This is a genomic window from Bradyrhizobium sp. USDA 4353 (genome assembly GCF_054063215.1).
In genome coordinates this window covers 6,325,325-6,348,433 of sequence record NZ_JBSSGB010000001.1, presented here as the reverse complement: position 1 = coordinate 6,348,433, position 23,109 = coordinate 6,325,325, and the positions used below count along the sequence as shown (strand labels likewise).

Sequence of the window (23,109 nt, the reverse complement as noted above, 5' to 3'; positions counted from 1 at the left end):
GATGACGGCGGTGGGTGGGGCGGCTGATGAGTACCTCACTTCGTCTGCGCGCTGGCGTCGTCTCGATCGTGCTGCTCGCGGTCTTCCTTGGCGCCTGGCATCTCGCCACGCGCAGCACCGGCACGGCCGCCAACATGAGCCCGGAATACGCCAAGCTGATGGGCATGACGGCCACGCAAGGCAAATCCGCCATGCCTGGGCCGCTCGATGTCGGGGCCAAGCTGTGGGAGCATTTGCGGCGGCCGTTCTACGACAATGGCCCGAACGACAAGGGTCTCGGCATCCAGCTCGCTTATTCGATCGGGCGGGTGATGCTGGGTTATCTGATCGCTATCGCGGTCGCGATTCCGCTCGGCTTCCTGATCGGCATGTCGCCGCTGATGAGCAAGGCGCTCGATCCGTTCATCCAGATCCTCAAGCCCATCTCGCCGCTCGCCTGGATGCCGCTGGCGCTCTACACCATCAAGGATTCCAGCCTGTCGGCGATCTTCGTGATCTTCATCTGCTCGGTTTGGCCGATGCTGATCAACACCGCGTTCGGCGTGGCGAGTGTGCGGAAGGAATGGATCAACGTCGCGCGGACGCTCGAGGTCGGAAACCTTCGCCGCGCCTTCACGGTGATTCTGCCCGCGGCAGCACCGACGATCCTGACGGGCATGCGCATCTCGATCGGCATCGCTTGGCTGGTGATCGTCGCGGCCGAGATGCTCGTCGGCGGCACGGGCATCGGCTACTTCGTCTGGAATGAGTGGAATAACCTGTCGATCACCAACGTGATCATCGCCATCCTGCTGATCGGCGTGGTCGGCATGGTGCTGGATCAGATCCTCGCCCGCGTCTCGCGGCTCGTGACGTTTCCGGAGTAGGGCGGTGATGCTGCTCAAGAGCGACGCTGCCCTCTTACCTCTCCCCGCTTGCGGGGAGAGGTCGGATTGCATCGCAGATGCAATCCGGGTGAGGGGGTACAGGTCTCGCGACACACACACCTGGCGCGTGTGCCACTCGTATTCGCCTACGACTCGCACCGCCCGCGCGGCTGCCCCTCACCCCGACCCTCTCCCCGTGAAGAACGGGGAGAGGGGGCGCACCGTGCTCGGAGAGGACGCTCGATGATCTCCGACAAGTTCATCTCCATCGAAGGCATCGCCAAGCGTTACGAGGGCGTGCGGAGCACGACGATCTTCGAGAACCTCTGGCTCGCAATGGCGCGCGGCGAGTTCGCCTGCGTGATCGGGCATTCCGGCTGCGGCAAGACGACGGTGCTCAACATCCTCGCCGGCCTCGATGCGCCGAGTGAGGGCGTGGTCGTGGTCGACGGACAGGCGATCGAGGGGCCTAGCCTTGATCGCGCGGTGATCTTCCAGAGCCACGCGTTGCTGCCGTGGCGGACGGTGCTCGGCAATGTCGCCTATGCGGTCTCATCGAAATGGCGCAAATGGGATCGCGCCAAGGTCAAGGCGCATGCGCTGAAATATATCGAGCTGGTCGGGCTCGCCGGCTCGGAGCACAAGCGTCCGTCCGAACTCTCCGGCGGCATGAAGCAGCGGGTTGGCATTGCGCGGGCGCTGTCGATCACGCCGAAGATCATGCTGATGGACGAGCCGTTCTCGGCGCTGGACGCGCTGACGCGCGGCACCTTGCAGGACGAAGTCCGGCGCATCTGCGTCGAGACCGGGCAGACCGTGTTCATGATCACCCATGACGTGGATGAGGCGATCTATCTCGCCGACAAGATCGTGCTGATGACCAATGGTCCCGGTGCGGTGCTGGCCGAGATCGTCGAGAACCCGCTGCCGAAGGACCGGCTGCGCGGCGACCTGCACCGCCACCCGCTGTACTACGCGTTGCGCAACCACATCATCGATTTCCTGGTCAGCCGCAGCAAGACCTTCACCACGGAGACGCCAGATCATGATCCGCGCAAGGTGCCCCTGGTGAAGATTGGCCGCACCGAGCCGACGATCGTCGCGTCCAAGCTGGCCGACAGCGATACGCCGCAGGCGGCGGCGCGCTGACGCTCAGAAGAAACCCTCAACGAAGGCCCATCAAGGGAGACCAAGCATGAAGCGATCCGACCTCACCGAAAAGCTGCTCGACATCAAGCGCGAGAAGGGCTGGAGCTGGAAATACATCTGCGAAAAGATCGGCGGCTATTCCGAGGTGCTGATCGTCGGGGCCATTCTCGGCCAGATGAAGCTGACCAAGCCGCAGGCGGCGAACGCCGGCGAGTTGTTCGGTCTCTCAAAGAGCGAGGTCTCGATGCTGAACGAGACGCCAATGCGCGGCGAGGGCGTCACGATGCCGCCGACCGATCCGCTGATCTACCGCTTCTATGAGCTCGTGATGATCAACGGCCCGGCCTGGAAGGAGCTGATCCAGGAGGAGTTCGGCGACGGCATCATGTCGGCGATCGACTTCGACATGGTGATGGAGCGCCTGCCCAACGCCAAGGGCGACCGCGTCAAGATCACGATGTCGGGCAAGTTCCTGCCGTACAAATATTACGGCGCGAGCGGCAACGTGCCGGAATATGGATTCAAAGAGGAATGAGCGAGTAGCGTATGGCGAGTAGCGAATAGGGGAAACGACATCCCTACTCGCTACTCCCAATTCGCTATTCGCCCGCTGTTACTGTCCGGCCTTGATCTGCGCCACCGCGGTGGCCAGCAGTTCGCTCATCTTGGCGCGGATTTCGGCCTCGGTGACGCCCTTGGCGGAGAGGTCGCCCAGCACCTTGCGCACGACATCGGCGTCGCCGGCTTCCTCGAAATCGGCCGCGATGACCTCCTTGGCATAGGCGTCGGCGTCAGCGCCGGCCTTGCCGAGCTTTTCGGCCGCCCACAGGCCGAGAAGCTTGTTGCGGCGGGCTTCCGCCTTGAATTTCAATTCCTCGTCATGGGCGAATTGCTTCTCGAACGCGTCCTCGCGCTTGTCGAACGTGGTCATGGCCGGAACTTCCAGTGTTGCCGAAAAGGGTTAACCGCGCAGGCGGTTGCGGGGCGGTGGCCGCATGCCTAAATAATTGGAACACAAAGCCAATACAACGGGCACGAGGCCGCAGGGAAGGCCGGTAAAACTAAGGTCCGGAGGTCCGGATCGATTGTGCTCGGGACCCCAATGGGATAGGTTCAAATTGGCCCGGTTCTTGTTCTGTTTCCGTAGAGATCCAGGCCCTCGCGGCAGCTCCGTCGTGGTCCTGTCCAAAGTCATCCGGAGCCCACCATTTCATGGATTTCAACAAAACACGGTACATCCCAATGAGCCGTCGGCGTCGCATTTATGAAGGCAAGGCCAAGGTCCTTTACGAAGGTCCGGAGCCGGGCACCCTGATCCAGCACTTCAAGGACGACGCCACCGCCTTCAATGCCAAGAAGCACCAGGTCATCGAAGGCAAGGGCGTCCTCAATAACCGGATCTCGGAGTACCTGTTTCAGCACCTCAACGACATCGGGGTGCCGACCCACTTCATCCGCCGGCTCAACATGCGCGAGCAGTTGATTCGCGAGGTCGAGATCGTGCCGCTCGAGGTCGTGGTGCGCAACGTGGCGGCGGGCTCGCTGTCGCAGCGCCTGGGCATCGAGGAAGGCACCCAGCTGCCGCGTTCGATCATCGAATTCTATTACAAGAACGACCAGCTCAACGATCCCATGGTGTCGGAGGAGCACATCACCGCGTTCGGCTGGGCGACGCCCCAGGAGATCGACGACATCATGGCGCTCGCCATCCGCGTCAACGACTTCCTCACCGGCCTCTTCCTCGGCATCGGCATCCGTCTGGTCGACTTCAAGATGGAGTGCGGCCGGCTGTTCGAGAACGAGATGATGCGGATCATCGTCGCCGACGAGATTTCCCCCGATTCGTGCCGGCTGTGGGACATCAAGTCGAACGAGAAGCTCGACAAGGATCGCTTCCGTCGTGATCTTGGCGGCCTGCTGGAGGCCTATACCGAGGTCGCCAAGCGGCTCGGCATCCTCATGGAGAACGAGCGTCCGGCGGGCTCCGGCCCGGTCCTGGTCAAGAGCTAAAGGGAAGCTAGACGTGAAAGCGCGTGTCACGGTGACACTGAAAACCGGCATCCTCGATCCCCAGGGCAAGGCGATCGAGGGCGCCCTCAAATCGCTCGGCGTCGACGGCGTCGCGTCGGTCCGGCAGGGCAAGGTGTTCGACATTGAGCTCGCCGGCGCCGACAAGGCCCAGGCGGAGGCGGCCCTGAAGGCCGCCGCCGACAAGCTGCTCGCCAACACGGTGATCGAGAATTACCGGGTGGAGCTGCTGGGGTAGGGCGACATGGCCGAGGTCAGTAGCGAGCTCCTGCTAGAAATATTGAAGTCGATCCAGGCGCGACTTACGCAAATGGACGGCAAGATCGATGAACTCAAGCAGGGCATGATGGCATTGGGCACAGCTCAGAATGCCACTCGGCAAGATATCACCGGCGTGTATCAAGAAATCTCTGCTATTCACGCCACCTTGGTTCGCCACGAGGGCCGTCTCGATCGCATCGAGCGGCGCCTTGAACTCAATGATGTGCCTTCGCTATGAAATCCGCCATCCTCGTCTTCCCCGGCATCAACCGCGAACGCGACATGGCGCGCGCGCTGCGCATGATCTCCGGCCATGAGCCGGCGATGGTCTGGCACGCCGAGACGTCGCTGCCCAAGGGCACCGATCTCGTCGTCGTCCCCGGCGGCTTCTCCTATGGCGATTACCTGCGCTGTGGCGCGATCGCGGCCCGCGCCCCCGTGATGGACGCCGTGCGCGATCATGCCGCCAAGGGCGGTCTGGTGCTCGGCGTCTGCAACGGCTTCCAGATCCTGTGCGAGTCCGGCCTGCTGCCAGGCGTGCTGATGCGGAACGACCGGCTGAAGTTCATCTGCAAGGACGTCCACCTGCGTGTGGAGCGCTCGGACTCGCCGTTCACCCGCGGCTACAATGCGGGGCAGGTCATCCGCGTCCCCGTCGCCCATGGCGAGGGCAACTACGCGGCCGACGAGGAGACCTTGAAGCGGCTCAACGGCGATGGGCGCGTGCTGTATCGCTACTGCTCGGCCGACGGCGAGGTCGGCGACCTCAGCAACATCAACGGCGCGGCGCATTCGATCGCCGGAATCGTCAACGAAAGCGGGAATGTGCTCGGCATGATGCCGCATCCCGAGAATCACGTCGAGGACATCATGGGCTGCACCGACGGCCGCGGCCTGTTCGCCGGCCTCGTCGCGCATCTCGACCGCGCCGCCTGATCGCCTTGGAGCGCTCCATCACGTGTCATTCGGCCGCTCATAGGCCGGACCTATAAACGACCGACTGGTGATCGAGGGGGCGGGACGTTCCTCCATCTCCCGGATCGTCCCCGACGTCCGCCTTTGCCTCGATCCCGACGGTGCCTTGATGTCGACGCTGCCTTTCACTCGGCTTGCCCTGCGCTTTCTTCTTCTATCCCTGTCGCTCTCGGCCGTCACCGGCCTCGGCGGGGTCCGCGCTGAGACACCAGCGGCACCGCCGTCTGCGGCAGCTGCGCCGTTCGCGGTCAGTGGTTGGAAGCCGCAGCGGCCGAACGGCACCGACGTGACCTTCTTCCTGTGCGAGGACGCCAAATGCAGTCCCGGCTCGAAGGTCAGCTATCGGCTCTATCCGCCGAACACGACGATGACGATCGAGCAATTCCGCGCCTCCCAGGAGCAGACAATCAAGCCGCTGGACCAGCGCGTGCCCGGCCAGACCACGACGATCCTCGGCGTCGATGGCGACAAGGGCACCGGGGTGCCGCGGGTGTTTCGCGTGCGGCGCCTGAAGGTGGCGCCTGATGGGACGAAGGAATATCAGGTCAGCGGTGTGCTGTTCGGCGTGAAGGGCAGTGCGAGCCTGATCAGCTCGGCCGACAGCGAAAAGGGCAGCACCGGCAACTTCGCGCAGTTCGCGACTCCCGTCATGGTCCTGCTTGGCTCGCCGCCGCGGCGATGATCGTGATTGCGGCGGTCTGAGCAGGCGCGCCTCGCGCCTTTGCCACTCGCCGATTGAGGCTTCGATGAAGAGGCCGTTCATCGAAAACGTTCCGCGCGATTTTTCTCACACCCCCGGCAACGCCGGGCGGATGTTCGCGTTGTCCGCCCGCGAATGGGGCAGGGAACCAAGGAGGTTCTCTCATGACGACGAAACATTGGCTGGGAACGGCCGCAATCATCCTGGCGATCGGCACGGCATCAGGTGCTGCATCGGCGCAGGGAGACATCAAGCGTGAAGGCGGGGCCGCTGCCCCGACCGCCCGCGAGGCGACACGGCCCGCCGGCGAGGCCAAGAGCGAGGTCAAGGGCGGCGCGGCGGCTGCCGAGCGTGGCGCGTCTGAGACGCGGCAGAGCGCGCAGGAGCATCGCAGCGAGCCGGCAGCCGGCGGGCGCGAGCAGGCCCAGGAGCGCGCCGCCGAGCGGCCGGCGCATGACGCCAAGCAGAGTGCCGAGAGCAAGGGCGGTGCAGCCGCCGAGCGCGGCCGCGATGCCAAGGAGAGCGCAAAGGAAAGCGCTGAGACGAAGTCGACCACCGAGAGCAAGCAGTCGGACAGCAAGTCCAAGGCGGAGTCGACCAAGGCCGATTCCAAGCCTGAGCAGGATCGCGCCGCCGAGTCCAAGTCGGGCGCGACGGATCGCAAGTCCGACCGCGAGGCCGATCGCAACGATCGTAACGGCACCGAGAAGGACAAGACCCGGCAGAGCCAGGACGAGCGCAAGACCGGCACGCCCGACAAGGCCGCGGACAAGGCTGGCGACAGGCAGGACAACGACCGCAACAAGCAGGCCAATCAGCCTGGCGGCACCGACACCAAGAGCTCGACCGCGCAGCAGAACCAGCAGACCGGTCCGGCCAGCGCTGGTCCGCAGACGGGACAGGCCAACAACCAGACCCAGCCGAACGGTAGCCGCACCAACGCGCAGGTCCAGGTCAACGAGCAGCAGAAGACCCGTGTGGTCGATCAGCTCCGCCGCGATCACGACTTCGACCGCGCGCGCACCGACATCAACATCAACGTCAATGTCGGCGAGCGCCTGCCGGAGCGCGTGCGGCCGCGTCCGCTGCCGTCGGACATCGTCACTGTCGTGCCGGAATATCGCGGTTACGAGTACACGGTGGTGCATGACGAGATTGCCATCGTCGATCCGCGCAGCCGTGAGATCGTCGACGTCATCTCACCGGACGGCCGGCGGGCCGATCGCGGCTATGACCGCGGCGGCTACGGCGTGAGCTCGACGCACATCGTGCTGTCGGACGATCAGCGCCAGATCCTGCGCCGCGCTGCGACCGAGACGGGCACGGTCGGTTCGACGACGTCTTCGTCGTCGTCCTCCTCCGGCTCGAGCTGCCTGAGCCTGCGCCGCGTGCCCGATGAGCTCGCTCGCGCCAATCCGGAGCTGGCCAACTACCAATATCTGGCGATCGGCGATCAGGTCGTGCTGGTCGATCCGCGCGACCAGAAGGTGGTTCAGGTCATCGACCAGCAGTAGTAATGCTGTGATCCTAAGTGCGTGACGGAAGGGCGGGAGCGCAGAGCGCTTCCGCCCTTTGTCTTGTGCCCTCGCGATGAAGGCGATCGCCGTCCGCCCAGCGAACGCGATTGCCGCGACGGCTTGAACCGGCCGTTGCAGTCATGCGTCAAACCAGAAGGACTGGTGAGCCGGCGCCGGCCACAGGATTGTCCATCGCGCATGGCCACGCTATCAACGCTGGCGTGTAGCGTTGTTGGTTGTGGGGGTCTGCCGTGCCGATTGCACTTGTCGTTCTGTTGCTCGACATCTCGCTGATCTATCATGCCTCCCGCACCGGCCGCCTGCAGCCCTGGGCTTTCATCATCCTGATGGTCCCGATGATCGGCGCGCTCGCCTATATCGTCGTCGAGCTGTTGCCGGAATGGCTGGGGAGCCACGACGTGCAGAAGGCGCGCAAGCGCGTCGCCAACAAGCTCGATCCCGAGAAGTACTACCGTGAGTTGTCGGATCGTGTGGCGGTGACGGATACGATCGCCAACCGCGCCGCGCTGGCGGAGGAATGTGTCGCGATAGGTCGCTATGACGAGGCCGAGCAGCATTACGACCACATTCTGAGCCTGCCGATGGGCCACGAGGCGATCTTCGCGCTCGGCAAGGCCAAGGCGCAGTTCGCGCGGCGCCGTCCGGCCGACGCGCTGGCGACGCTGGACGAGCTGCAGAAGACCTGGCCGGACTACAATTCAGCCGAGGCGCATCTGTTGTATGCGCGAGCCTTGCAGGACGCCGGCCGCACCGAGGAGGCGCTGGAGGAATACCAGGCGCTCCTGGACTACGCGCCGAGCAGCGAGGCCAAGGCGCGCTACGGCACGCTGCTCAAGCTGGTCGGCCGCGTCGACGAGGCCAAGGTCGTCTTCACCGAGCTCCTGATCCAGATGAAGCGCTCACCCCGCCACGTCCGGAAAGCGCAGGCCGAGTGGATCGCGATCGCCGAGAAGCAGATCGCGGGTTAGCTGTTGTACGGGACACTTTGAGCAGCGAGCGAGGTCTTCGCCTCTCCCCGCATGCGGGGAGAGGCCGGATTGCATCGAAGATGCAATCCGGGTGAGGGGGCTCTCCGCGAGTCCGGTGCTTGTGGCTGCCCACCCCAACCCTCTACCCGTGAAGAACGGGGAGAGGGAGTGCATCGCCTTCGCGGTGAATGCTCGAACGCCACTCCACCGAGGCTACGGCGAGCTCGCCGTCTCCGGGGTCCGCCGCTTCACCCGCTTGATGGTCCCCGAAAACGAGAACAGCGGCTTCGTCCCGGAATGCAGCATGCCGCGCAGGAAGATCAGCGAGGCGCCGGCGCGAGTGACCTCGCCGGTGGCTTCGATCAGCTCGCCCTCGCGCGCGGCATCGAGGAACTCGCTCGAGAACGACACCGTCACGCCCGGGCCCTGCAGGATCGGGGCGGCAAAGGCGAACAGGCAATAGTCGGCGAAGGTCATCAGGCAGCCGCCATGGATGTTGCCGGCCCCGTTGAGGTGTTTCTTCTCGACCCGGAAGGCGCAGCGGATCGAACCATCCTCCTCCATCCGGTGCCAGAACGGCCCGGTGTGGGATTCGTAGCTGTCGCGCATCCAGGTGCGCCAGCCGGCGAATTCGCCTGATGTGGCGATGTGGATGCCGGGGCGGTTCTCGAAGGCGGAACGGGACAGATCGTGCACGGGACGGGGCCTTTAACTGTTGATTGACCGTCTTAAATCCGATCAACCGATAATCTGCAAATATCCCGCCACGCGGTCCGGGCCAAAGCTCTGGACAGGGCGGATGAGGGCCGTAAAAGGCCTTTTCGCATCAGGCCCCGCTTTCTATGAAGCAGGGTTTAAGGGACCAGCGGCCCACGGGGCAAAGGCATTTCTCCATGCGCAATGAACCGCAGATCACCCCCGAGCTCGTCGCCGCCCACGGCCTGAAGCCCGACGAATATGAGCGCATCCTGAAGCTGATCGGGCGGACGCCGACCTTCACCGAGCTCGGCATCTTCTCGGCGATGTGGAACGAGCATTGCTCGTATAAATCGTCGCGCATCCATCTCAAGGGCCTGCCGACCAAGGCGCCCTGGGTGATCCAGGGGCCGGGCGAGAATGCCGGCGTGATCGACATCGGCGACGGCCAGGCGGTCGTGTTCAAGATGGAGAGCCACAACCATCCGAGCTACATCGAGCCCTACCAGGGTGCCACCACCGGCGTCGGCGGCATCCTGCGCGACGTGTTCACGATGGGGGCGCGTCCGATCGCCTGCCTGAACGCGCTGTCGTTCGGCGCGCCGGAGCATCCCAAGACCAAGCATCTCGTGTCCGGCGTCGTCGCCGGCATTGGCGGCTACGGCAATTCCTTCGGCGTGCCCACGGTGGGCGGCCAGACCCGCTTCCACACCCGCTACGATGGCAACATCCTGGTCAACGCCATGGCGGTCGGCCTCGCCGACGCCGACAAGATCTTCTACGCGGCGGCCTCCGGCGTGAACATGCCGATCGTCTATTTGGGCTCCAAGACCGGCCGCGACGGCATCCACGGCGCGTCGATGGCCTCGGCCGAGTTCGACGACTCCTCGGAGGAGAAACGCCCGACCGTGCAGGTCGGCGATCCCTTCGCCGAAAAGCTGCTGCTGGAAGCGTGCCTCGAGATCATGGCCGCCGACTGCGTGATCGCGATCCAGGACATGGGCGCGGCCGGCCTGACCTGCTCGGCGGTCGAGATGGGCGCCAAGGGCGACCTCGGCGTCGACCTCGATCTGGACTCCGTGCCGACGCGCGAGACCGGCATGAGCGCTTATGAGATGATGCTCTCCGAGAGCCAGGAGCGCATGCTCATGGTGCTGAAGCCCGAGAAGGAGAAGGAAGCCGAGGCGATCTTCCGCAAATGGGGGCTCGATTTTGCTGTGGTCGGCTACACCACGCCGAGCAAGCGCTTCGTCGTCAAGCATGGCGGCGACGTGATGGCCGACCTGCCGATCAAGGAGCTCGGTGACGAAGCGCCGCTCTACGACCGTCCTCATGTGGCATCGCCCGCGCTGCCGGTGATCCACGCCCGCGAGGTCAAGCCGCCGATGGACATCATCCCGGCGCTGGAGAAGCTGATCGCGACGCCGGATCTGTGCTCCAAGCGCTGGATCTGGGAGCAGTACGACCACGTCATTCTAGGCAACACCGTGCAGCGTCCCGGCGGCGATGCCGCCGTCGTGCGCGTGCAGGACGGGCCGAAGGGCCTCGCGCTCACCGTCGACGTCACGCCGCGCTATTGCGAGGCCGACCCGTTCGAGGGCGGCAAGCAGGCCGTGGCCGAAGCCTGGCGCAACATCACCGCCGTCGGCGGCCGGCCGCTCGCCATCACCGACAACCTCAACTTCGGCAATCCGGAGCGGCCCGAGATCATGGGCCAGTTCGTCGGCTGCCTGAAGGGAATCTCGGAAGCCTGCCGCGCGCTCGACTTCCCGGTCGTGTCCGGCAACGTCTCGCTTTACAACGAGACCAACGGCCGGGCGATCCTGCCGACGCCCTCGATCGGCGGCGTCGGCCTGCTCGACGACTTCACCAAGTCGGCCAGCATCGCGTTCAAGGCCGAGGGCGAGGCGATCCTGCTGATCGGCGACACCCATGGCTGGCTCGGCCAGTCGGTCTATCTGCGCGACGTCTGCGGCCGCGAGGAGGGCGCTCCGCCGCCGGTCGATCTCGCCGCCGAGAAGCGCATCGGCGATGTCATACGCGGCATGATCCATGCGGGTACGGCGACGGCCGCGCACGATCTCTCCGACGGCGGCCTGCTGGTCGCGCTGGCCGAGATGGCGATGGCCTCCGGCATCGGTGCGCGGCTTTTGGCTTCACCGGCCTCCATCGTGCCGCATGCTTATTGGTTCGGCGAGGATCAGGCCCGCTATCTCGTGACGGTGCCGGAGACCGAGGCCGGTCGCGTCCTCGCCAAGATGCGCGGCGCCAACGTGCCATGCACCCGCATCGGCACGACAGGCGGCACGGCGCTGGCGATCGCCGGCGAAGCCTCGGTTGAAGTGGCTACGCTCAAGACTCGGTTCGAAGGTTGGCTGCCAAGCTACATGGGCGGTAGCGCCGCATAACCCTCAGCCGTCGTCCCGCACAAGCCACGACGGCGCATTGCGCTGGCGTGGCGCCGATCCGGGACCCATACGCCGCGGCCGTTATTGTCGGGCACGCTGGTCGTCGACCTGTGCCAACAACAAAGTCCTGTGGTTATGGGTCCCTGCGTTCGCAGGGACGACGGCGGAGGTTGCCGTCCGAGCGGGGGTCGCCCGCGGCGTCATCACGAGCGCGCCTTAAAGCACGTTCTTCGCGCCCGGGATCTGCCGGAGCACCCAGGTTGCCCCCCAACTCAGCAGCACGCTGCCGATGAAGGCGATCGCGGCCTTGGCGATGGCCGGCAGGTTGAGATCGAACAGCCCGTATTGGATCCACAGCACGATCGGATAGTGCACCAGGAACATGCCATAGGCGTCGGCCTGCAGCCGGTCGAGCACTGAGAATTCCGAGCGGCGGTGGTTGAGGAAGTAGGACAGGATCGCGAACATCATCGCCGCGCTGAAGATCACGAAGAAGAAGCCGTACGCTCCCTCGTACCAGTGCGGCAGGTCCGGCGGATTGCCGAGCACCTCGCGCTTGATCGTGATCAGCACCCACAGCAGCGCGTAAGGCACCAGCGTCACCACGATCCAGGCGCCGAGACCTCGCTGTGACATCTGTCCCTCCGCCGCCAGCAGCCCGCGCTCGAAATTGGCCGCGCCGATGCCGGCGCCGACATAGAAATAGGCGGCGTAGAGCAGGATGCGGCTGGCCTGCACCGAGAAGGGGCCGGCTTCGAACCAATGGGTCGGTCCGAAGAACAGCCGCGACGGTATGTAGAGCAGGCCCGTGATCAGCAGGAAGACGAAGAAGAAGTCGCGCGGGTGCTCGAAGCCGCGCAGCGACAGCCGGTTGATCGGATCGAGCAGGCCGGGAGAGATGCGGTACAGCAGGGCCGCCGATACGTCGAACGCCAGCAGCACCCAGATGAACCAGATCGGCCCGCTCGGCCAGGGCCCGACGGTGACGGTCTTCCACCAGAAGGCGGAGAAGCTGGCGTCCGGATTGGCGCGCAGCTCGATCGCGTAATAAGCGAGCGGCATCAGCGTCAGCGCGGCGATGACGAAGGGCAGGCCGAGCCGCAGCAGGCGATCGCGCAGGTGCTGCCAGGTCGACTTGTGGGCAAGGCCCGACCACACGAACAGGCCCGACAGGAAGAAGAACATGGCCATGAAGAAGCTGTCGGTGGCCAGCACGATGCCGTCGAAGCCGAGGAAGGAGGTCGGATCGGTGTGCCCGAAATAGGTGTAGGGGATCACGGCGTGATGCAGCAGCACCACCAGGGTCAGAAAGGTGCGGGCGTGATCGAGCGCAGCGTTTCGCGCCCGTGCCTTTGGCCGGACCTGAAGCTCGACCTTCGCGGCCGCCGCCGATTGCGTAACCGATATGACCATCTGTCCCCCAAAAACGCCGCTGTCGTCTCGCCCGATCAGTGCTGCAAATCAGCTGCCGGAGCCGCCCGCAAGCCGATTTCTCACAGCCCCGCTACTTTGTCGTCTTCTCCACGGTTACGAAGCGGCTGCCGCGAAAGTTACGAGCCAGCCCTGCTCGAGTTGCGGATCTCCGGCAAGGCTCGATCCCCGAAGGAACTGGTTCCCGCCAACGCCGTTAGTCAGGCGACCGCGCCGGGTACGGCGCCTGACTGGAGGACCTTACCGTGACTATTCTCAAATGGGCGCTGCTGTTCTTCTTGATCTCGGTGGTCGCCGGCGTTCTCGGCTTCACGGGAATCTCGGCAGCTTCCGCAGATATAGCGCGGATCTTGTTCTATATCTTCCTGGTGATCTTCCTCGTGCTGCTGATCCTCGGCCTGACGATCTTCAGGGTGTAGCAGGCCGCGAACTGAATGCCCGCCGCAACGGGCCCACCGGGCGGCGGGAATCAGGAAGCCGCAACTTCCTCGATCCGGACCTTGTCGGGATAGAACGCCAGGTGGCCCGCAATCTCGGCCATCGCGGGGAACGGCGCCTCATAGCTCCAGATCGCGTTGGCCAGCGTCTTGCCGCCGACGGCGATGCTGAAATAGCTGGCATCGCCCTTGTAGGGACAATGCGTCACGCGGTCCGTCTTCTGCAGCACCGCCATATTGGCATCGGCCCGCGGCACGTAGTGGACCGCCGGGTAGCTTGCCTCCTTCAACGTCAAAGCGCGCGTGGTGTCGGCGATGACGACGCCGTCGGCGAGCACGCGTACGCGCCTGGTGTTGGGAGTGATGGTGATCGGGTGATCCGGTCCTGGAAGCTTCATGTCATCTCCCTCGCGAGCGAGCCCGGGTGCGTCACCCGGTCCGGCGGATTTTGCGTGAACCTGATATATAAGGGTTCCGGGCGTGACCTCGAAACCGGTTCGGGCTAGATTCGGCCATCACGGTCACGCGAGAGCGCCTTGATTCGTATCGTGCAACGGGCCACTAAGGGGCTGCTGCGCGGCCATCAGGCGCTTTGAGCCGCTCGTGCTACAGAAGGAGATGGACTGGGATGCCTATGGATGCCCACGTGATCGAGCAGATGATCAAGGCCGCCATTCCCGACGCCCAGGTGACGATTCGTGATCTTGCCGGCGATCGCGACCACTACGCTGCGACAGTCATCTCCGAGGCCTTCCGCGGCAAGTCGCGCGTGCAACAGCATCAGCTCGTCTATCAGTCGCTGCGCGGCCAGATGGGCGACGTCCTGCACGCGCTGGCCTTGCAGACCGGGGTGCCGGACCAGCGCTGAACGGTGATGCGCCCGTCGCGCCCCGGCTGATCGCACCCGCACGGTCTGCGGGTGCCTGTTTTCCAGAGAACGCTGTGCCTCACGCTTCGGCCACCAGCGCCTGAACCGAGAACATCTTCTCGGCATCGGTCCAGACCGTCTGCACCTTCCAGCCGGAGCCGCTGGCCAGCGCCCCGAACCGTTCGATGCTGTATTTGTAGCTATTCTCGGTGTGGATGCTCTCGCCGACGCGGAACGACACCGTGGTCCCGAGCAGCCGGACGGTCTGCGGCTTGCGCGCGACCAGATGCATCTCGATGCGGTGCTGCTCGCGATTGTAGATGGCGCGGTGGACGAAGGCGGACAGGTCGAAATTGCCGCCGAGCTCGCGGTTGATCCGCAGCAGCAGATTGAGATTGAAGCGCGCGGTCACGCCAGCCGCATCATTATAGGCGGCATGCAACACGCGCTCGTCCTTCTCCAGGTCGACGCCGACGATCATCAGCGCGCCGGCGCCCAGGATCTCGCGCGCCGACCGCAGGAAGCGGCAGGCCTCGTGCGGCTCGAAATTGCCGATCGTCGATCCCGGAAAGAAGCCCACCTTCGGCTTGCCTTCGATCGCCTCGGGCAGCTTGAACGCCGTGGTGAAGTCGGCAATGACCGGATGGACCGCGAGATCAGGGAAATCGCGGCGAAGGCTGTCGGCCTGCGCAGTGAGGAAATCGCCGGAGATGTCGACCGGCACATAAGCCGCAAAGCGGCAGCTCTCCAGCAGCAGACGGACCTTGGTCGTGGCGCCGGCGCCGAACTCGATCAGCGCGGCATCGTCGGGAATGATGGCCGCGATCTCGGCGCCGCGGTCTCGGAGAATGCCGAGCTCGGTCCGCGTCGGATAGTATTCCGGCAGCCGCGTGATCTGCTCGAATAGATCCGATCCGGCCGCGTCATAGAAGTACTTCGGCGACAGCTGCTTGGGCTGCTTGCTGAGGCCGGCGACGGCATCCTGCGCGAAGGCCGACGTCTTGTCGTCGGGCAGATGGGCATCGACCAGCGCGTTGACGTGCACGTTCATGATACTCTCCTGGACGCGCAAGAGGCGCGGTGATCGGCGAAAGATGTGGCGGGGCTCTCAGGCGTAATCGGCCAGCCTCAGCCCCGTGAATTGCCAGCGGTGATGCGGATAAAAGAAATTGCGATAGCTGACGCGGCTGTGCCCTTCCGGCGTCGCCAGCGATGAGCCGCGCAACACCAGTTGGTTGACCATGAACTTGCCGTTGTACTCGCCGAGCGCGCCCTCGATCGGGCAATAGCCGGGATAGGGGCTGTAGGCGCTGCGCGTCCACTGCCAGACAATGCCGAAGGCGTCGTTGAGCTGCCCGCCGCGTGCGGCGACCTCCCATTCCATTTCGGTCGGCAGGTGCTGGCCGCGCCAGCGCGCGAACGCATCGGCTTCGTAGTAGCTGACATGGCAGACCGGGGCGTCCGGATCGACCGGCTGCAGCCCGCCGAGCGTCATCACGCGCCACTCGCCCTCGACCTTGTACCAGTGCCCGGGCGCCTGCCAGCCTTCGCGGCTCGCAGCGGCGAAGCCGTCCATCAGCCAGAGCGTGGCGGTCTGATAACCACCGGCATCCATGAAGGCGAGCCACTCGGCATTGGTGACGAGGTTGCGTGCCAGCTTCACTGGCCCGACCAGCGCCCGATGCGCCGGCCGCTCATTGTCGAAATGGTAGCCGTCGCCGGCATGGCCGACGGTGTGGATGCCCTCGGGAAGGCTGATCCAATCATCGCCGCTGCCGGCCGGGACGGGGAAGCGCCATGAGGGATCATAGGCCGGCGCCGTCGGATTCTGCGCAAAGGCATGCAGGATGTCCGTCAGCATCAACTCCTGATGCTGCTGCTCGTGATTGAGTCCGACCTCGATGAGCGGCGCCACGGCCTCCAAGGTCGCTGCGTCGGCCCGGTTCAAAAAGTCGACCATCGCCGCGTCGACATGGCGGCGGTAGATTGTGATGTCGGCCGCTCCCGGGCGGGTGATCAGACCGCGCTCGCCCCGCGTGTGGCGGGGGCCGGCGCTGACGTAATAGGAATTGAACAGGAAGGCATAGTCCGGGTGAAACGGCGTGTAGCCCCGGCAATGCGCGCCCAGCACGAATTGCTCGAAGAACCACGTGGTATGGGCGCGATGCCATTTCGCCGGGCTGGCGTCCGGCATCGACTGGATGACCTGATCCTCCGGGCTCAGCGGTGCTGCGCGCCGTTCGGTCTCGCCCCGGACGGCCAGAAAGGCCTCGATCAGGCTGCCGGCGCGGGGGCCGGAGCTCTGGGTCTCAAGGTCGGCGGGGACGGGAAGCGAGGCTGTGGCGGAGGCTGAACTGGTCACGCGGGTCTCCGTTTGCGTGGAGAGAACGATTTTCGACGGAACAAGTTCCTTCGGGCAGTTCGTCCTAGATGGGGGCTCGGTTACGGGATGAAACCCTCGCCGGGTGATTATATTGCCGTCATCAGCCCATGGCCTGCGCGGGGGCCTGCCTTGCGGGCCGATCCTTGGCATTTTACTTTGGCAGACCAACGGTTTGCGCTACATATAGCGGGAGTGATGGTCGGCCGCGGCCGAAATCGGCCCGACGCGACCGGAGCGGCACCGAGCCCCAGGCGTTCCTTGAGGCGCCCTAGAGGAAGCGAAGATGAGCATCGAGCAATTCATTGACAACGAAGTGAAGTCGAACGACGTCGTCCTGTTCATGAAGGGGACGCCGCAGTTTCCGCAGTGCGGATTTTCCGGCCAGGTCGTGCAGATCCTCGATCATGTCGGCGTCGGCTATAAGGGCCTGAACGTCCTGGAATCGGCCGAGCTGCGCAACGGCATCAAGACGTTCTCCAACTGGCCGACGATCCCGCAGCTGTATGTGAAGGGCGAATTCGTCGGCGGCTGCGACATCGTGCGTGAGATGTTCCAGAGCGGCGAGCTGCAGCAGCTGTTCACCGACAAGGGCATCCCGGTCGGCACGGCGGCCTCGGCCTGAGCTACCCCGTCCGCACCATCGGCGCGACCCGCTTCGAGGTCGTCACCGCCGACATCACCAAGCTCGGCGTTGACGCCATCGTCAACGCCGCGAACTCGTCTTTGCTCGGCGGTGGCGGCGTCGACGGCGCGATCCACCGCGCCGCCGGTCCGGATCTCGTCATGGAGTGCCGCATGCTCCATGGCTGCAAGACCGGCGAGGCCAAGATCACCAAGGGTTATCGCCTGCCGGCGCGCCACGTAATCCACACCGTGGGTCCGGTGTGGCAGGGCGGCGAGCGCGGCGAGCCGGAGCTGCTCGCCTCGTGCTATCGCCGCTCGATTGAGCTGTGCCACAAGCACCGTCTGGACTCCGTCGCCTTTCCCGCGATCTCGACCGGAATCTTTCGGTTTCCCGCCGATCGCGCCGCGTCCATTGCGGTCGCGACCTCCATCGCGGCCATCAGCGAGCAGACCTCGCTGTCGCAGATCGTGTTCTGCTGCTTCTCGGAGGCGAGTGCCGAGCTGCATGATGATGCGTTGAGCCGGGCCATCGAGAGCTGCGCTCGCGCAGGATCGCCGCGATAAGCAGCCGTCCTGCGGGTCGCAGCCCGCTCCAGTCCTCGTGCCATGATCCTCATGCGCCGCGGACGATCTCCCTGACATGGCCGATCGTCTCCTCGATCATCGCGGCTGACACATCGAGATGCGTGCAGGCGCGGATGCGGCCGTCCATCATGGCGAGCAGCACGCCGCGCTTGCGCAGCTCGCTCACCATCTTGTCGCCGGGGACGCCGGCGCCGTCGGGCTTGAAGAACACCAGATTGGTCTCGGGCTCTTGCACCTCAATGCCCTGGATCTGCGACAGCCCGCGCGCCAGCGCGCGCGCATTTGCGTGATCCTCCGCCAGTCGGTCGACGTGATGATCGAGCGCGTAGATGCAGGCGGCCGCGACCACGCCGGCCTGGCGCATCGCGCCGCCGAGCCGCTGCTTCCAGCGCCAGACCTCGTCGATGAAGGCCGCGCTGCCGGCGAGGACGCCGCCGATCGGCGCGCCCAGGCCCTTGGAGAAATCGATCCAGGCGGAGTCCCAGCCCGCGGTCATGTCGGCGGCCGAAATGCCCGTGGCGACGGTGGCATTGAGCAGCCGCGCGCCATCCATATGCGTCGCCATGCCCTGCGCCTTCGCGATCTCCACGATCTCGTCCAGCGCGGCCTTCTTCCAGATCGTGCCGCCGCCGATATTGGCGGTCTGCTCGACGCTGACCACGGTCTGCGGCGGCTGATAGCGCGAGCGCGGATGCAGCGCGGCGCGGAACGTCTCCGGCGTGAACTGCCCGTCAGGTCCCTTGAGCTGCGTCACCTGAAAACCGCCGATTGCGGCATGCGCGCCGCCCTCGCGCGAGATGATATGTGCGGTCTCGTGCGCCAGGATCTCGTCGCCGGGCCGGCAATGCACCAGGGTCGCCGCGACGTTGCACATCGTGCCCGACGGCATCAGCACCGCGGCCTCCTTGCCGAGCAGCGCGGCAACGCGGGCAGTCAGTTCGTGCACGGTCGGATCGTCGCCGATCTGCTCGTCGCCGACCTCGGCTCGCGCGATCGCCTCGCGCATCGCGGGAGTCGGGCGCGTCTGCGTATCCGACAACAAATTGACGCGCACGGGCGGCGCCTTGGAATCGCGCGGGGGCGGGGTGTAATACATCGGCAGTCCTCGTTCGGCTTTCACCTCACGACCTTACCCAACTCGCACCGCTCCCGCAAAACGCGCCTCCCTCCTGATCACGCCGCGAGCCAGATATCCGGCCGCAGCGGCCTCGAGATATCGATCGGCCGGGTCACCAGAAGCGGCGCTTCCGAACAATCGAACACCCAGGACTCCAGTGGGCTGCGCCGCGAGGGCGAAAGAAGCAGCGAGGCGCCCGGGCGCTGCCGCTTGATGTTCCAGCCCATGTCCACGGCGGCCCAGCCGACCAGCATGGTGTGCCAGTCGTCGGCCGGTTCGGGAGAAGTGTCGAAACAATGGAGAAGCTCGAGCGCGAATGGATCGTAGCCGAGCTGTGCGTCGGCAAAGGTGAGCCCGGTGCCGAGATGGCGGATCACATGGGCGGTCGCGTCGGACTGGACGTGCCAGCAGGAGCGTTCAAGAAGGTCGAAGACAGTCGACGGATAGAGGCCGTCATTGAATCGGTAGCGGATTCCCGAGGGACGCGCGCGTAGTGGAGATGCGTGGAGGGGCGGCGGCCGCAACGGCGGCACAGTTGGAGCGCCGACCGCATCGGTCGGCAACGCACCGAAGATGATATTGCGCCTGTTGAACTCCATGGCGAACGCCCCGCTACTTTACAACTGCGGACAGTGAATCACGGGATCGACACGCTGTCAGCCCAGCTGGGGCGAATTCGAGGCAAGTGTGGCATTCGGGAATCGGTTCGCATGATCCGAAATCCAAAAACGGAGGCCCAAAAGACAAAGGCCCCGGCGCATGCCAGGGCCTTCGGATTATCAGATGTGGGCGGAGCGGCGCTCCGTCAAGATCAGCGCGAGTAGAACTCGACGATCAGATGCGGCTCCATCTGCACCGCGAACGGTACGTCTGACAGCGCCGGGATGCGGATGAACTTCGCGGTCATCTTGGAGTGATCGGCCTCGATGTAGTCGGGCACGTCGCGCTCGGCGAGCTGGGTGGCTTCCAGCACGATGGCGAGCTGCTTGGAGGCTTCCTTGACCTCGATCACGTCGCCCGGCTTCACCTGGTAGCTCGCGATGTTGACCTTGCGGCCGTTCACCTTGATGTGGCCGTGGTTGATGAACTGGCGCGCGGCGAACATGGTCGAGACGAGCTTGGCGCGGAACACCACGGTGTCGAGACGGCGCTCGAGCAGGCCGATCAGGTTCTCGCCGGTGTCGCCCTTGAGACGGCCGGCCTCGACATAGATGCCGTGGAACTGGCGCTCGGAGATGTTGGCGTAGTAGCCCTTCAGCTTCTGCTTGGCGCGCAGCTGCACGCCGAAGTCGGAGAGCTTGCCCTTGCGGCGCTGGCCGTGCTGGCCGGGGCCGTATTCGCGGCGGTTGACGGGGCTCTTCGGGCGGCCCCAAATGTTCTGGCCCATGCGGCGATCGATCTTGTACTTCGCCTCACTGCGCTTAGTCATCGCGTCCTCTTAAAATCTTTCGTTCGGGTTTGAGGAAACGCGCCCTCCTGTGTGTCCGGGAAGCCCGGTCCACCGACAGGCCGGTCCCCAAAGCGTGAGGGGACGAAGCCACGGGTCGCGAAACGCAACGCGGGCCGAAAGCGGCCCGCGAGCAGGGCGGTTCTTAAGGGAGAAACCGCTGACTTGTCAAACCTTAACCGCCGATCTTGCCGGGAAATCACCCCTGCGGCCCCCCGAGGGCGGTGATTTTCGGCCGTTTCGGCCCGCATGCCTGGTCGGCGCGGTCCGGAATCGGGCCAGCCCTCAGCTCGGCTGCGATCTCGCCGTTCAGCACCTGCTCGAGGCGGAGCGCGGTCCTGGCGATCATGGCCCCGTCGGTCACCCGGTGATCCCACCGGATCAGGAGGCGCATGGTCTGGTCGGGCCGGACGACGTCATAATTGACGATGAACGGCCCCGGGCTCAGCGCCAGCAACTGGCCGCCGCCGCAGGCGGCGACGCTGGTCACCGAGAAATTGCCGAACCAGTTTGCGCGCTGCCGGCCGAAGCTGAGGCCGACCCACCAGGCGAACCGCCGCAGCGGGAGGGGTAACCGGGTCGCCCGCATGATCTTGCGGAACATCGGGACGTCCTCGACCGGCGCCTCCTTGCCCTGCCGGATCACCGCGTCGATCTCGTCCAGGGTCATGGTCTCCGGCCCGGACACGCGCTGCGGCAGCACGCAATCCTCGCCATGTTCGACCCGGGCGATGGTCACGGTCGCGACGCTGCGCGGCAGCTCGTAGAAGCAGGGCCACGGCCATCTGACATAGAGCGTGCGCAGCACCGGCTCGTCGCGCGCGATGAGCGCAAACGCCTTCACGAACAGCGCCGCGAAGCCGGGCGGCCGATCGACGGCAGCGCGGGCGTCGAGCAGCGGTCCGAGCTGGAGCGTGCGTTCCAGCGACACGAACGGCACGTCACGCGAGGCGTGCATCAGATCGATGATCAGACGGCGGTGCAGCGAAATCGGCCTGGTGTGTCCGCGCATCCTGAACCCGTCACTCCCGCTCGTTCTGCTTGGCCCCGTCGCCGGCGGCGGCTGCTGTTACCACCGCCGGCCGGGCCAGGGAAGTGCGGCTCTAGAGCATGATGCGATGACGTGGAAACGCGTCATCCCAAATCGCCGACGCCCCGACGACGACGATGGCAGGCGCCGCGATCTCAGTCTCACCCTCCCCTGGAGGGGGAGGGTCGGCTCAGATGCGCGAAGCGCAGGTGAGCCGGGGTGGGGTGATCTCTCCACTGGCACCGGTTTTCGCGGCTTCACCCCACCCCGCTCGCCCGCTTCGCGCGCGAGCGACCCTCCCCCTCCAGGGGAGGGTGACAGCTGAGCTGACCTCGAAGCTGCGCGCTGCAGCATCAGAAAGACCCCCTCTAGGGCGCCGGCGACGCCAGCGGCTTGGTCTTGTCGACCACGTAGACGCCGAGCACCTTCAGGCCCTTGTCGCCATGAACCTTGGCGTCATGAACGACGCCGGCCGGGATCTGGAACGAGTCGCCAGGTTTCAGGTGCCGGTCGGGCTGTCCCTCGACGATCAGCTCGGCCTCGCCCTCCAGGATGTAGGCCGTCTCCACGCCGGGGTGGGTATGGCGGCCCGCGGCGCCGCCGGCCGGGGACCTCGGCGAGTGCCTGCACGATGGTATGTCCGTCCGGAAAATCGGTCTTGTTCAGCAAGGTCCGCTTGATCGCCGGCTGCTGCGCCAGCGCGGCGCCGAGTCCGAGCACGGCCAGCGACAGGCCGAAAATCGTCTTCTTCATCATGGTCTTCTCCCCCAATGTTGTTTTTCGTTCGGAACGTGAGGTCCGGGCATCCGCACGGGCTCAGCGTTTGATCCCTTCAAAACTGGCGGCAATCCCGCGCTGGAACAAGGACCAGTCGAAGCCGAGCGCCAGCGCGAGGTAGCCGCGCTCGATCATGGCATTGGCCTGCTCGGCCGAGCGCGCCGCGCCGCCGATCGGCACGCCGGATTTGAGGATGCCGGCCTCCGCGCGGGCAATCAGCGATTTCACCAGGGGATCATCGAGTTGCCCGCGCTTGTTGATCGAGGTCGCGAGATCGCCGGGGCCGATCACAGCGATGTCGATGCCCGGCGTTGCCATGATCTCGTCGATGCGCTCGACCGCCTCGACATGCTCGATCGTCACCATGCAGATCATGTCGTCGTCGGCGGTCGCCATGTAGTCGGCCATCGACACGTTCCAGTGGAACGGTGCATGGAACGGACCCCAGAGCCGGTCGCCGCGGGGCGGATAGCGCACGCTGCGCACCGCCTTCTCGGCCTCCGCGCGGCTCGAGATCATCGGGAAGTTGATGCCGAGCGCGCCCAAGTCCATCGGCGCCTTCGCGAGGTGCGGCTCGTTGGCGGCGATGCGCACCAGCGGCACGCAGGGCGTGCCTGCGGTCGCCGTGATCATCGCATGCGCGTTGGAGAGATCGATCGGTCCGTGCTCGAGGTCGATGATGATCCAGTCGAGCTGCTGCGCCATGATGCGCACGGTCTGGATGCTCGGGATCGTCGCGATGGCGCCGAAGGTCGGCCGCTTGTCGCGCCAGGCCTGCTTCAGGCGGTTCAGCGGTTTGGGGGACGCGGACATCGGACGTC

General features: G+C 65.3%; 26 protein-coding genes and 1 pseudogene. 15 read left to right on the top strand and 12 right to left on the bottom strand.

Translation table 11 applies throughout. The annotated features are described in order from the left end of the window. Positions 1-26: 26 nt before the first annotated feature. From ntrB to cynS, 3 genes are all read left to right on the top strand, one after another. Positions 27-866, top strand: coding sequence for a nitrate ABC transporter permease (gene ntrB / locus ACVILH_RS28935; RefSeq protein WP_456715921.1), 840 nt, complete (start codon positions 27-29; stop codon positions 864-866). 243 nt (positions 867-1,109) lie between these two features. Further along, entirely contained in the window at positions 1,110-2,015 is a 906-nt protein-coding gene (locus tag ACVILH_RS28930; protein ID WP_456715920.1) for an ABC transporter ATP-binding protein, read from the top strand. A 46-nt stretch (positions 2,016-2,061) separates the two neighbouring features. Continuing rightward, positions 2,062-2,550, top strand: coding sequence for a cyanase (cynS, locus tag ACVILH_RS28925; protein ID WP_456715919.1), 489 nt, complete (start codon positions 2,062-2,064; stop codon positions 2,548-2,550). A 78-nt stretch (positions 2,551-2,628) separates the two neighbouring features. On the opposite strand, the gene ACVILH_RS28920 is transcribed toward cynS, so the two are convergent. Continuing rightward, the gene (locus tag ACVILH_RS28920) at positions 2,629-2,946 is read right to left on the bottom strand and encodes a DUF1476 domain-containing protein (RefSeq protein WP_456715918.1); all 318 of its coding nucleotides are present in this window, start codon (positions 2,944-2,946) and stop codon (positions 2,629-2,631) included. Positions 2,947-3,257: 311 nt separating this feature from the next. Between ACVILH_RS28920 and purC the strand changes: the two genes are divergently transcribed. The 7 genes from purC (at position 3,258) to ACVILH_RS28885 (ending at position 8,485) form a co-directional block, all read left to right on the top strand. Then, entirely contained in the window at positions 3,258-4,025 is a 768-nt protein-coding gene (gene purC / locus ACVILH_RS28915; RefSeq protein ID WP_008974302.1) for a phosphoribosylaminoimidazolesuccinocarboxamide synthase, read from the top strand. A gap of 13 nt (positions 4,026-4,038) precedes the next feature. Then, positions 4,039-4,281 carry a phosphoribosylformylglycinamidine synthase subunit PurS gene (gene purS, locus ACVILH_RS28910; RefSeq protein ID WP_006614499.1) on the top strand — a complete coding sequence of 81 codons (243 nt, stop codon included), beginning with the start codon at positions 4,039-4,041 and terminating at the stop codon, positions 4,279-4,281. A gap of 6 nt (positions 4,282-4,287) precedes the next feature. Next, positions 4,288-4,542 (top strand): hypothetical protein, encoded by a 255-nt coding sequence (locus ACVILH_RS28905; RefSeq protein WP_456715917.1) that lies wholly within the window; start codon positions 4,288-4,290, stop codon positions 4,540-4,542. After that, a complete protein-coding gene (gene purQ / locus ACVILH_RS28900) occupies positions 4,539-5,240 on the top strand; it encodes a phosphoribosylformylglycinamidine synthase subunit PurQ (RefSeq protein WP_006614497.1) in 702 nt (233 codons plus the stop codon). Before ACVILH_RS28905 ends, purQ begins: the two co-directional genes overlap by 4 nt. Before the next feature lie 148 nt (positions 5,241-5,388). Beyond that, on the top strand, positions 5,389-5,961 hold the full coding sequence (locus ACVILH_RS28895) for a hypothetical protein (protein WP_456715916.1): 573 nt from the start codon (positions 5,389-5,391) through the stop codon (positions 5,959-5,961). 266 nt (positions 5,962-6,227) lie between these two features. Then, positions 6,228-7,493: a DUF1236 domain-containing protein gene (locus ACVILH_RS28890; protein ID WP_456717101.1), complete on the top strand. Its 1,266-nt coding sequence runs from the start codon at positions 6,228-6,230 to the stop codon at positions 7,491-7,493. Between the two features lie 254 nt (positions 7,494-7,747). Continuing rightward, complete coding sequence (locus ACVILH_RS28885; protein WP_456715915.1) at positions 7,748-8,485, top strand: tetratricopeptide repeat protein; 738 nt, start codon at positions 7,748-7,750, stop codon at positions 8,483-8,485. 213 nt (positions 8,486-8,698) lie between these two features. On the opposite strand, the gene ACVILH_RS28880 is transcribed toward ACVILH_RS28885, so the two are convergent. Next, positions 8,699-9,181, bottom strand: coding sequence for a PaaI family thioesterase (locus ACVILH_RS28880; RefSeq protein ID WP_456715914.1), 483 nt, complete (start codon positions 9,179-9,181; stop codon positions 8,699-8,701). Positions 9,182-9,378: 197 nt separating this feature from the next. Here ACVILH_RS28880 and purL point away from each other — a divergent pair, with 197 nt between their 5' ends. Then, positions 9,379-11,589 (top strand): phosphoribosylformylglycinamidine synthase subunit PurL, encoded by a 2,211-nt coding sequence (gene purL / locus ACVILH_RS28875; protein WP_456715913.1) that lies wholly within the window; start codon positions 9,379-9,381, stop codon positions 11,587-11,589. 216 nt (positions 11,590-11,805) lie between these two features. On the opposite strand, the gene ACVILH_RS28870 is transcribed toward purL, so the two are convergent. Next, positions 11,806-13,002 carry an acyltransferase family protein gene (locus ACVILH_RS28870; protein ID WP_456715912.1) on the bottom strand — a complete coding sequence of 399 codons (1,197 nt, stop codon included), beginning with the start codon at positions 13,000-13,002 and terminating at the stop codon, positions 11,806-11,808. 263 nt (positions 13,003-13,265) lie between these two features. Here ACVILH_RS28870 and ACVILH_RS28865 point away from each other — a divergent pair, with 263 nt between their 5' ends. Further along, a complete protein-coding gene (locus tag ACVILH_RS28865) occupies positions 13,266-13,439 on the top strand; it encodes a DUF1328 domain-containing protein (protein ID WP_257165369.1) in 174 nt (57 codons plus the stop codon). A 50-nt stretch (positions 13,440-13,489) separates the two neighbouring features. Here ACVILH_RS28865 and ACVILH_RS28860 read toward each other — a convergent pair whose 3' ends face one another. Then, a complete protein-coding gene (locus ACVILH_RS28860) occupies positions 13,490-13,855 on the bottom strand; it encodes a DUF427 domain-containing protein (RefSeq protein ID WP_456715911.1) in 366 nt (121 codons plus the stop codon). Positions 13,856-14,085: 230 nt separating this feature from the next. On the opposite strand from ACVILH_RS28860, the gene ACVILH_RS28855 reads away from it, so the two are divergent. Next, on the top strand, positions 14,086-14,325 hold the full coding sequence (locus ACVILH_RS28855) for a BolA/IbaG family iron-sulfur metabolism protein (RefSeq protein ID WP_456715910.1): 240 nt from the start codon (positions 14,086-14,088) through the stop codon (positions 14,323-14,325). Between the two features lie 79 nt (positions 14,326-14,404). Here the strand turns inward: ACVILH_RS28855 and egtD are convergent, their stop codons facing one another. Together egtD and egtB are read right to left on the bottom strand one after the other, a co-directional pair. Further along, positions 14,405-15,376, bottom strand: coding sequence for an L-histidine N(alpha)-methyltransferase (egtD, locus tag ACVILH_RS28850; protein ID WP_456715909.1), 972 nt, complete (start codon positions 15,374-15,376; stop codon positions 14,405-14,407). A 57-nt stretch (positions 15,377-15,433) separates the two neighbouring features. Further along, on the bottom strand, positions 15,434-16,687 hold the full coding sequence (egtB, locus tag ACVILH_RS28845; protein WP_456715908.1) for an ergothioneine biosynthesis protein EgtB: 1,254 nt from the start codon (positions 16,685-16,687) through the stop codon (positions 15,434-15,436). 304 nt (positions 16,688-16,991) lie between these two features. Here egtB and grxD point away from each other — a divergent pair, with 304 nt between their 5' ends. Both grxD and ACVILH_RS28835 read left to right on the top strand, forming a co-directional pair. After that, entirely contained in the window at positions 16,992-17,330 is a 339-nt protein-coding gene (gene grxD, locus ACVILH_RS28840; RefSeq protein WP_006609190.1) for a Grx4 family monothiol glutaredoxin, read from the top strand. After that, complete coding sequence (locus ACVILH_RS28835) at positions 17,327-17,896, top strand: O-acetyl-ADP-ribose deacetylase (protein WP_456717100.1); 570 nt, start codon at positions 17,327-17,329, stop codon at positions 17,894-17,896. The genes grxD and ACVILH_RS28835 overlap by 4 nt, the downstream gene beginning before the upstream one ends. Positions 17,897-17,945: 49 nt before the next feature. On the opposite strand, the gene ACVILH_RS28830 is transcribed toward ACVILH_RS28835, so the two are convergent. From ACVILH_RS28830 to ACVILH_RS28805, 6 genes and pseudogenes are all read right to left on the bottom strand, one after another. Continuing rightward, on the bottom strand, positions 17,946-19,013 hold the full coding sequence (locus tag ACVILH_RS28830) for a threonine aldolase family protein (protein ID WP_456715907.1): 1,068 nt from the start codon (positions 19,011-19,013) through the stop codon (positions 17,946-17,948). Between the two features lie 77 nt (positions 19,014-19,090). Continuing rightward, positions 19,091-19,633, bottom strand: coding sequence for a hypothetical protein (locus ACVILH_RS28825; RefSeq protein WP_456715906.1), 543 nt, complete (start codon positions 19,631-19,633; stop codon positions 19,091-19,093). Between the two features lie 212 nt (positions 19,634-19,845). Beyond that, complete coding sequence (gene rpsD / locus ACVILH_RS28820) at positions 19,846-20,463, bottom strand: 30S ribosomal protein S4 (protein ID WP_456715905.1); 618 nt, start codon at positions 20,461-20,463, stop codon at positions 19,846-19,848. 217 nt (positions 20,464-20,680) lie between these two features. After that, positions 20,681-21,493, bottom strand: coding sequence for an acyltransferase (locus tag ACVILH_RS28815; protein ID WP_456715904.1), 813 nt, complete (start codon positions 21,491-21,493; stop codon positions 20,681-20,683). A 386-nt stretch (positions 21,494-21,879) separates the two neighbouring features. Continuing rightward, positions 21,880-22,267, bottom strand: a pseudogene (locus ACVILH_RS28810) (cupin domain-containing protein). A gap of 60 nt (positions 22,268-22,327) precedes the next feature. Next, the gene (locus ACVILH_RS28805) at positions 22,328-23,101 is read right to left on the bottom strand and encodes an HpcH/HpaI aldolase family protein (protein ID WP_456715903.1); all 774 of its coding nucleotides are present in this window, start codon (positions 23,099-23,101) and stop codon (positions 22,328-22,330) included. Positions 23,102-23,109 lie beyond the last annotated feature (8 nt).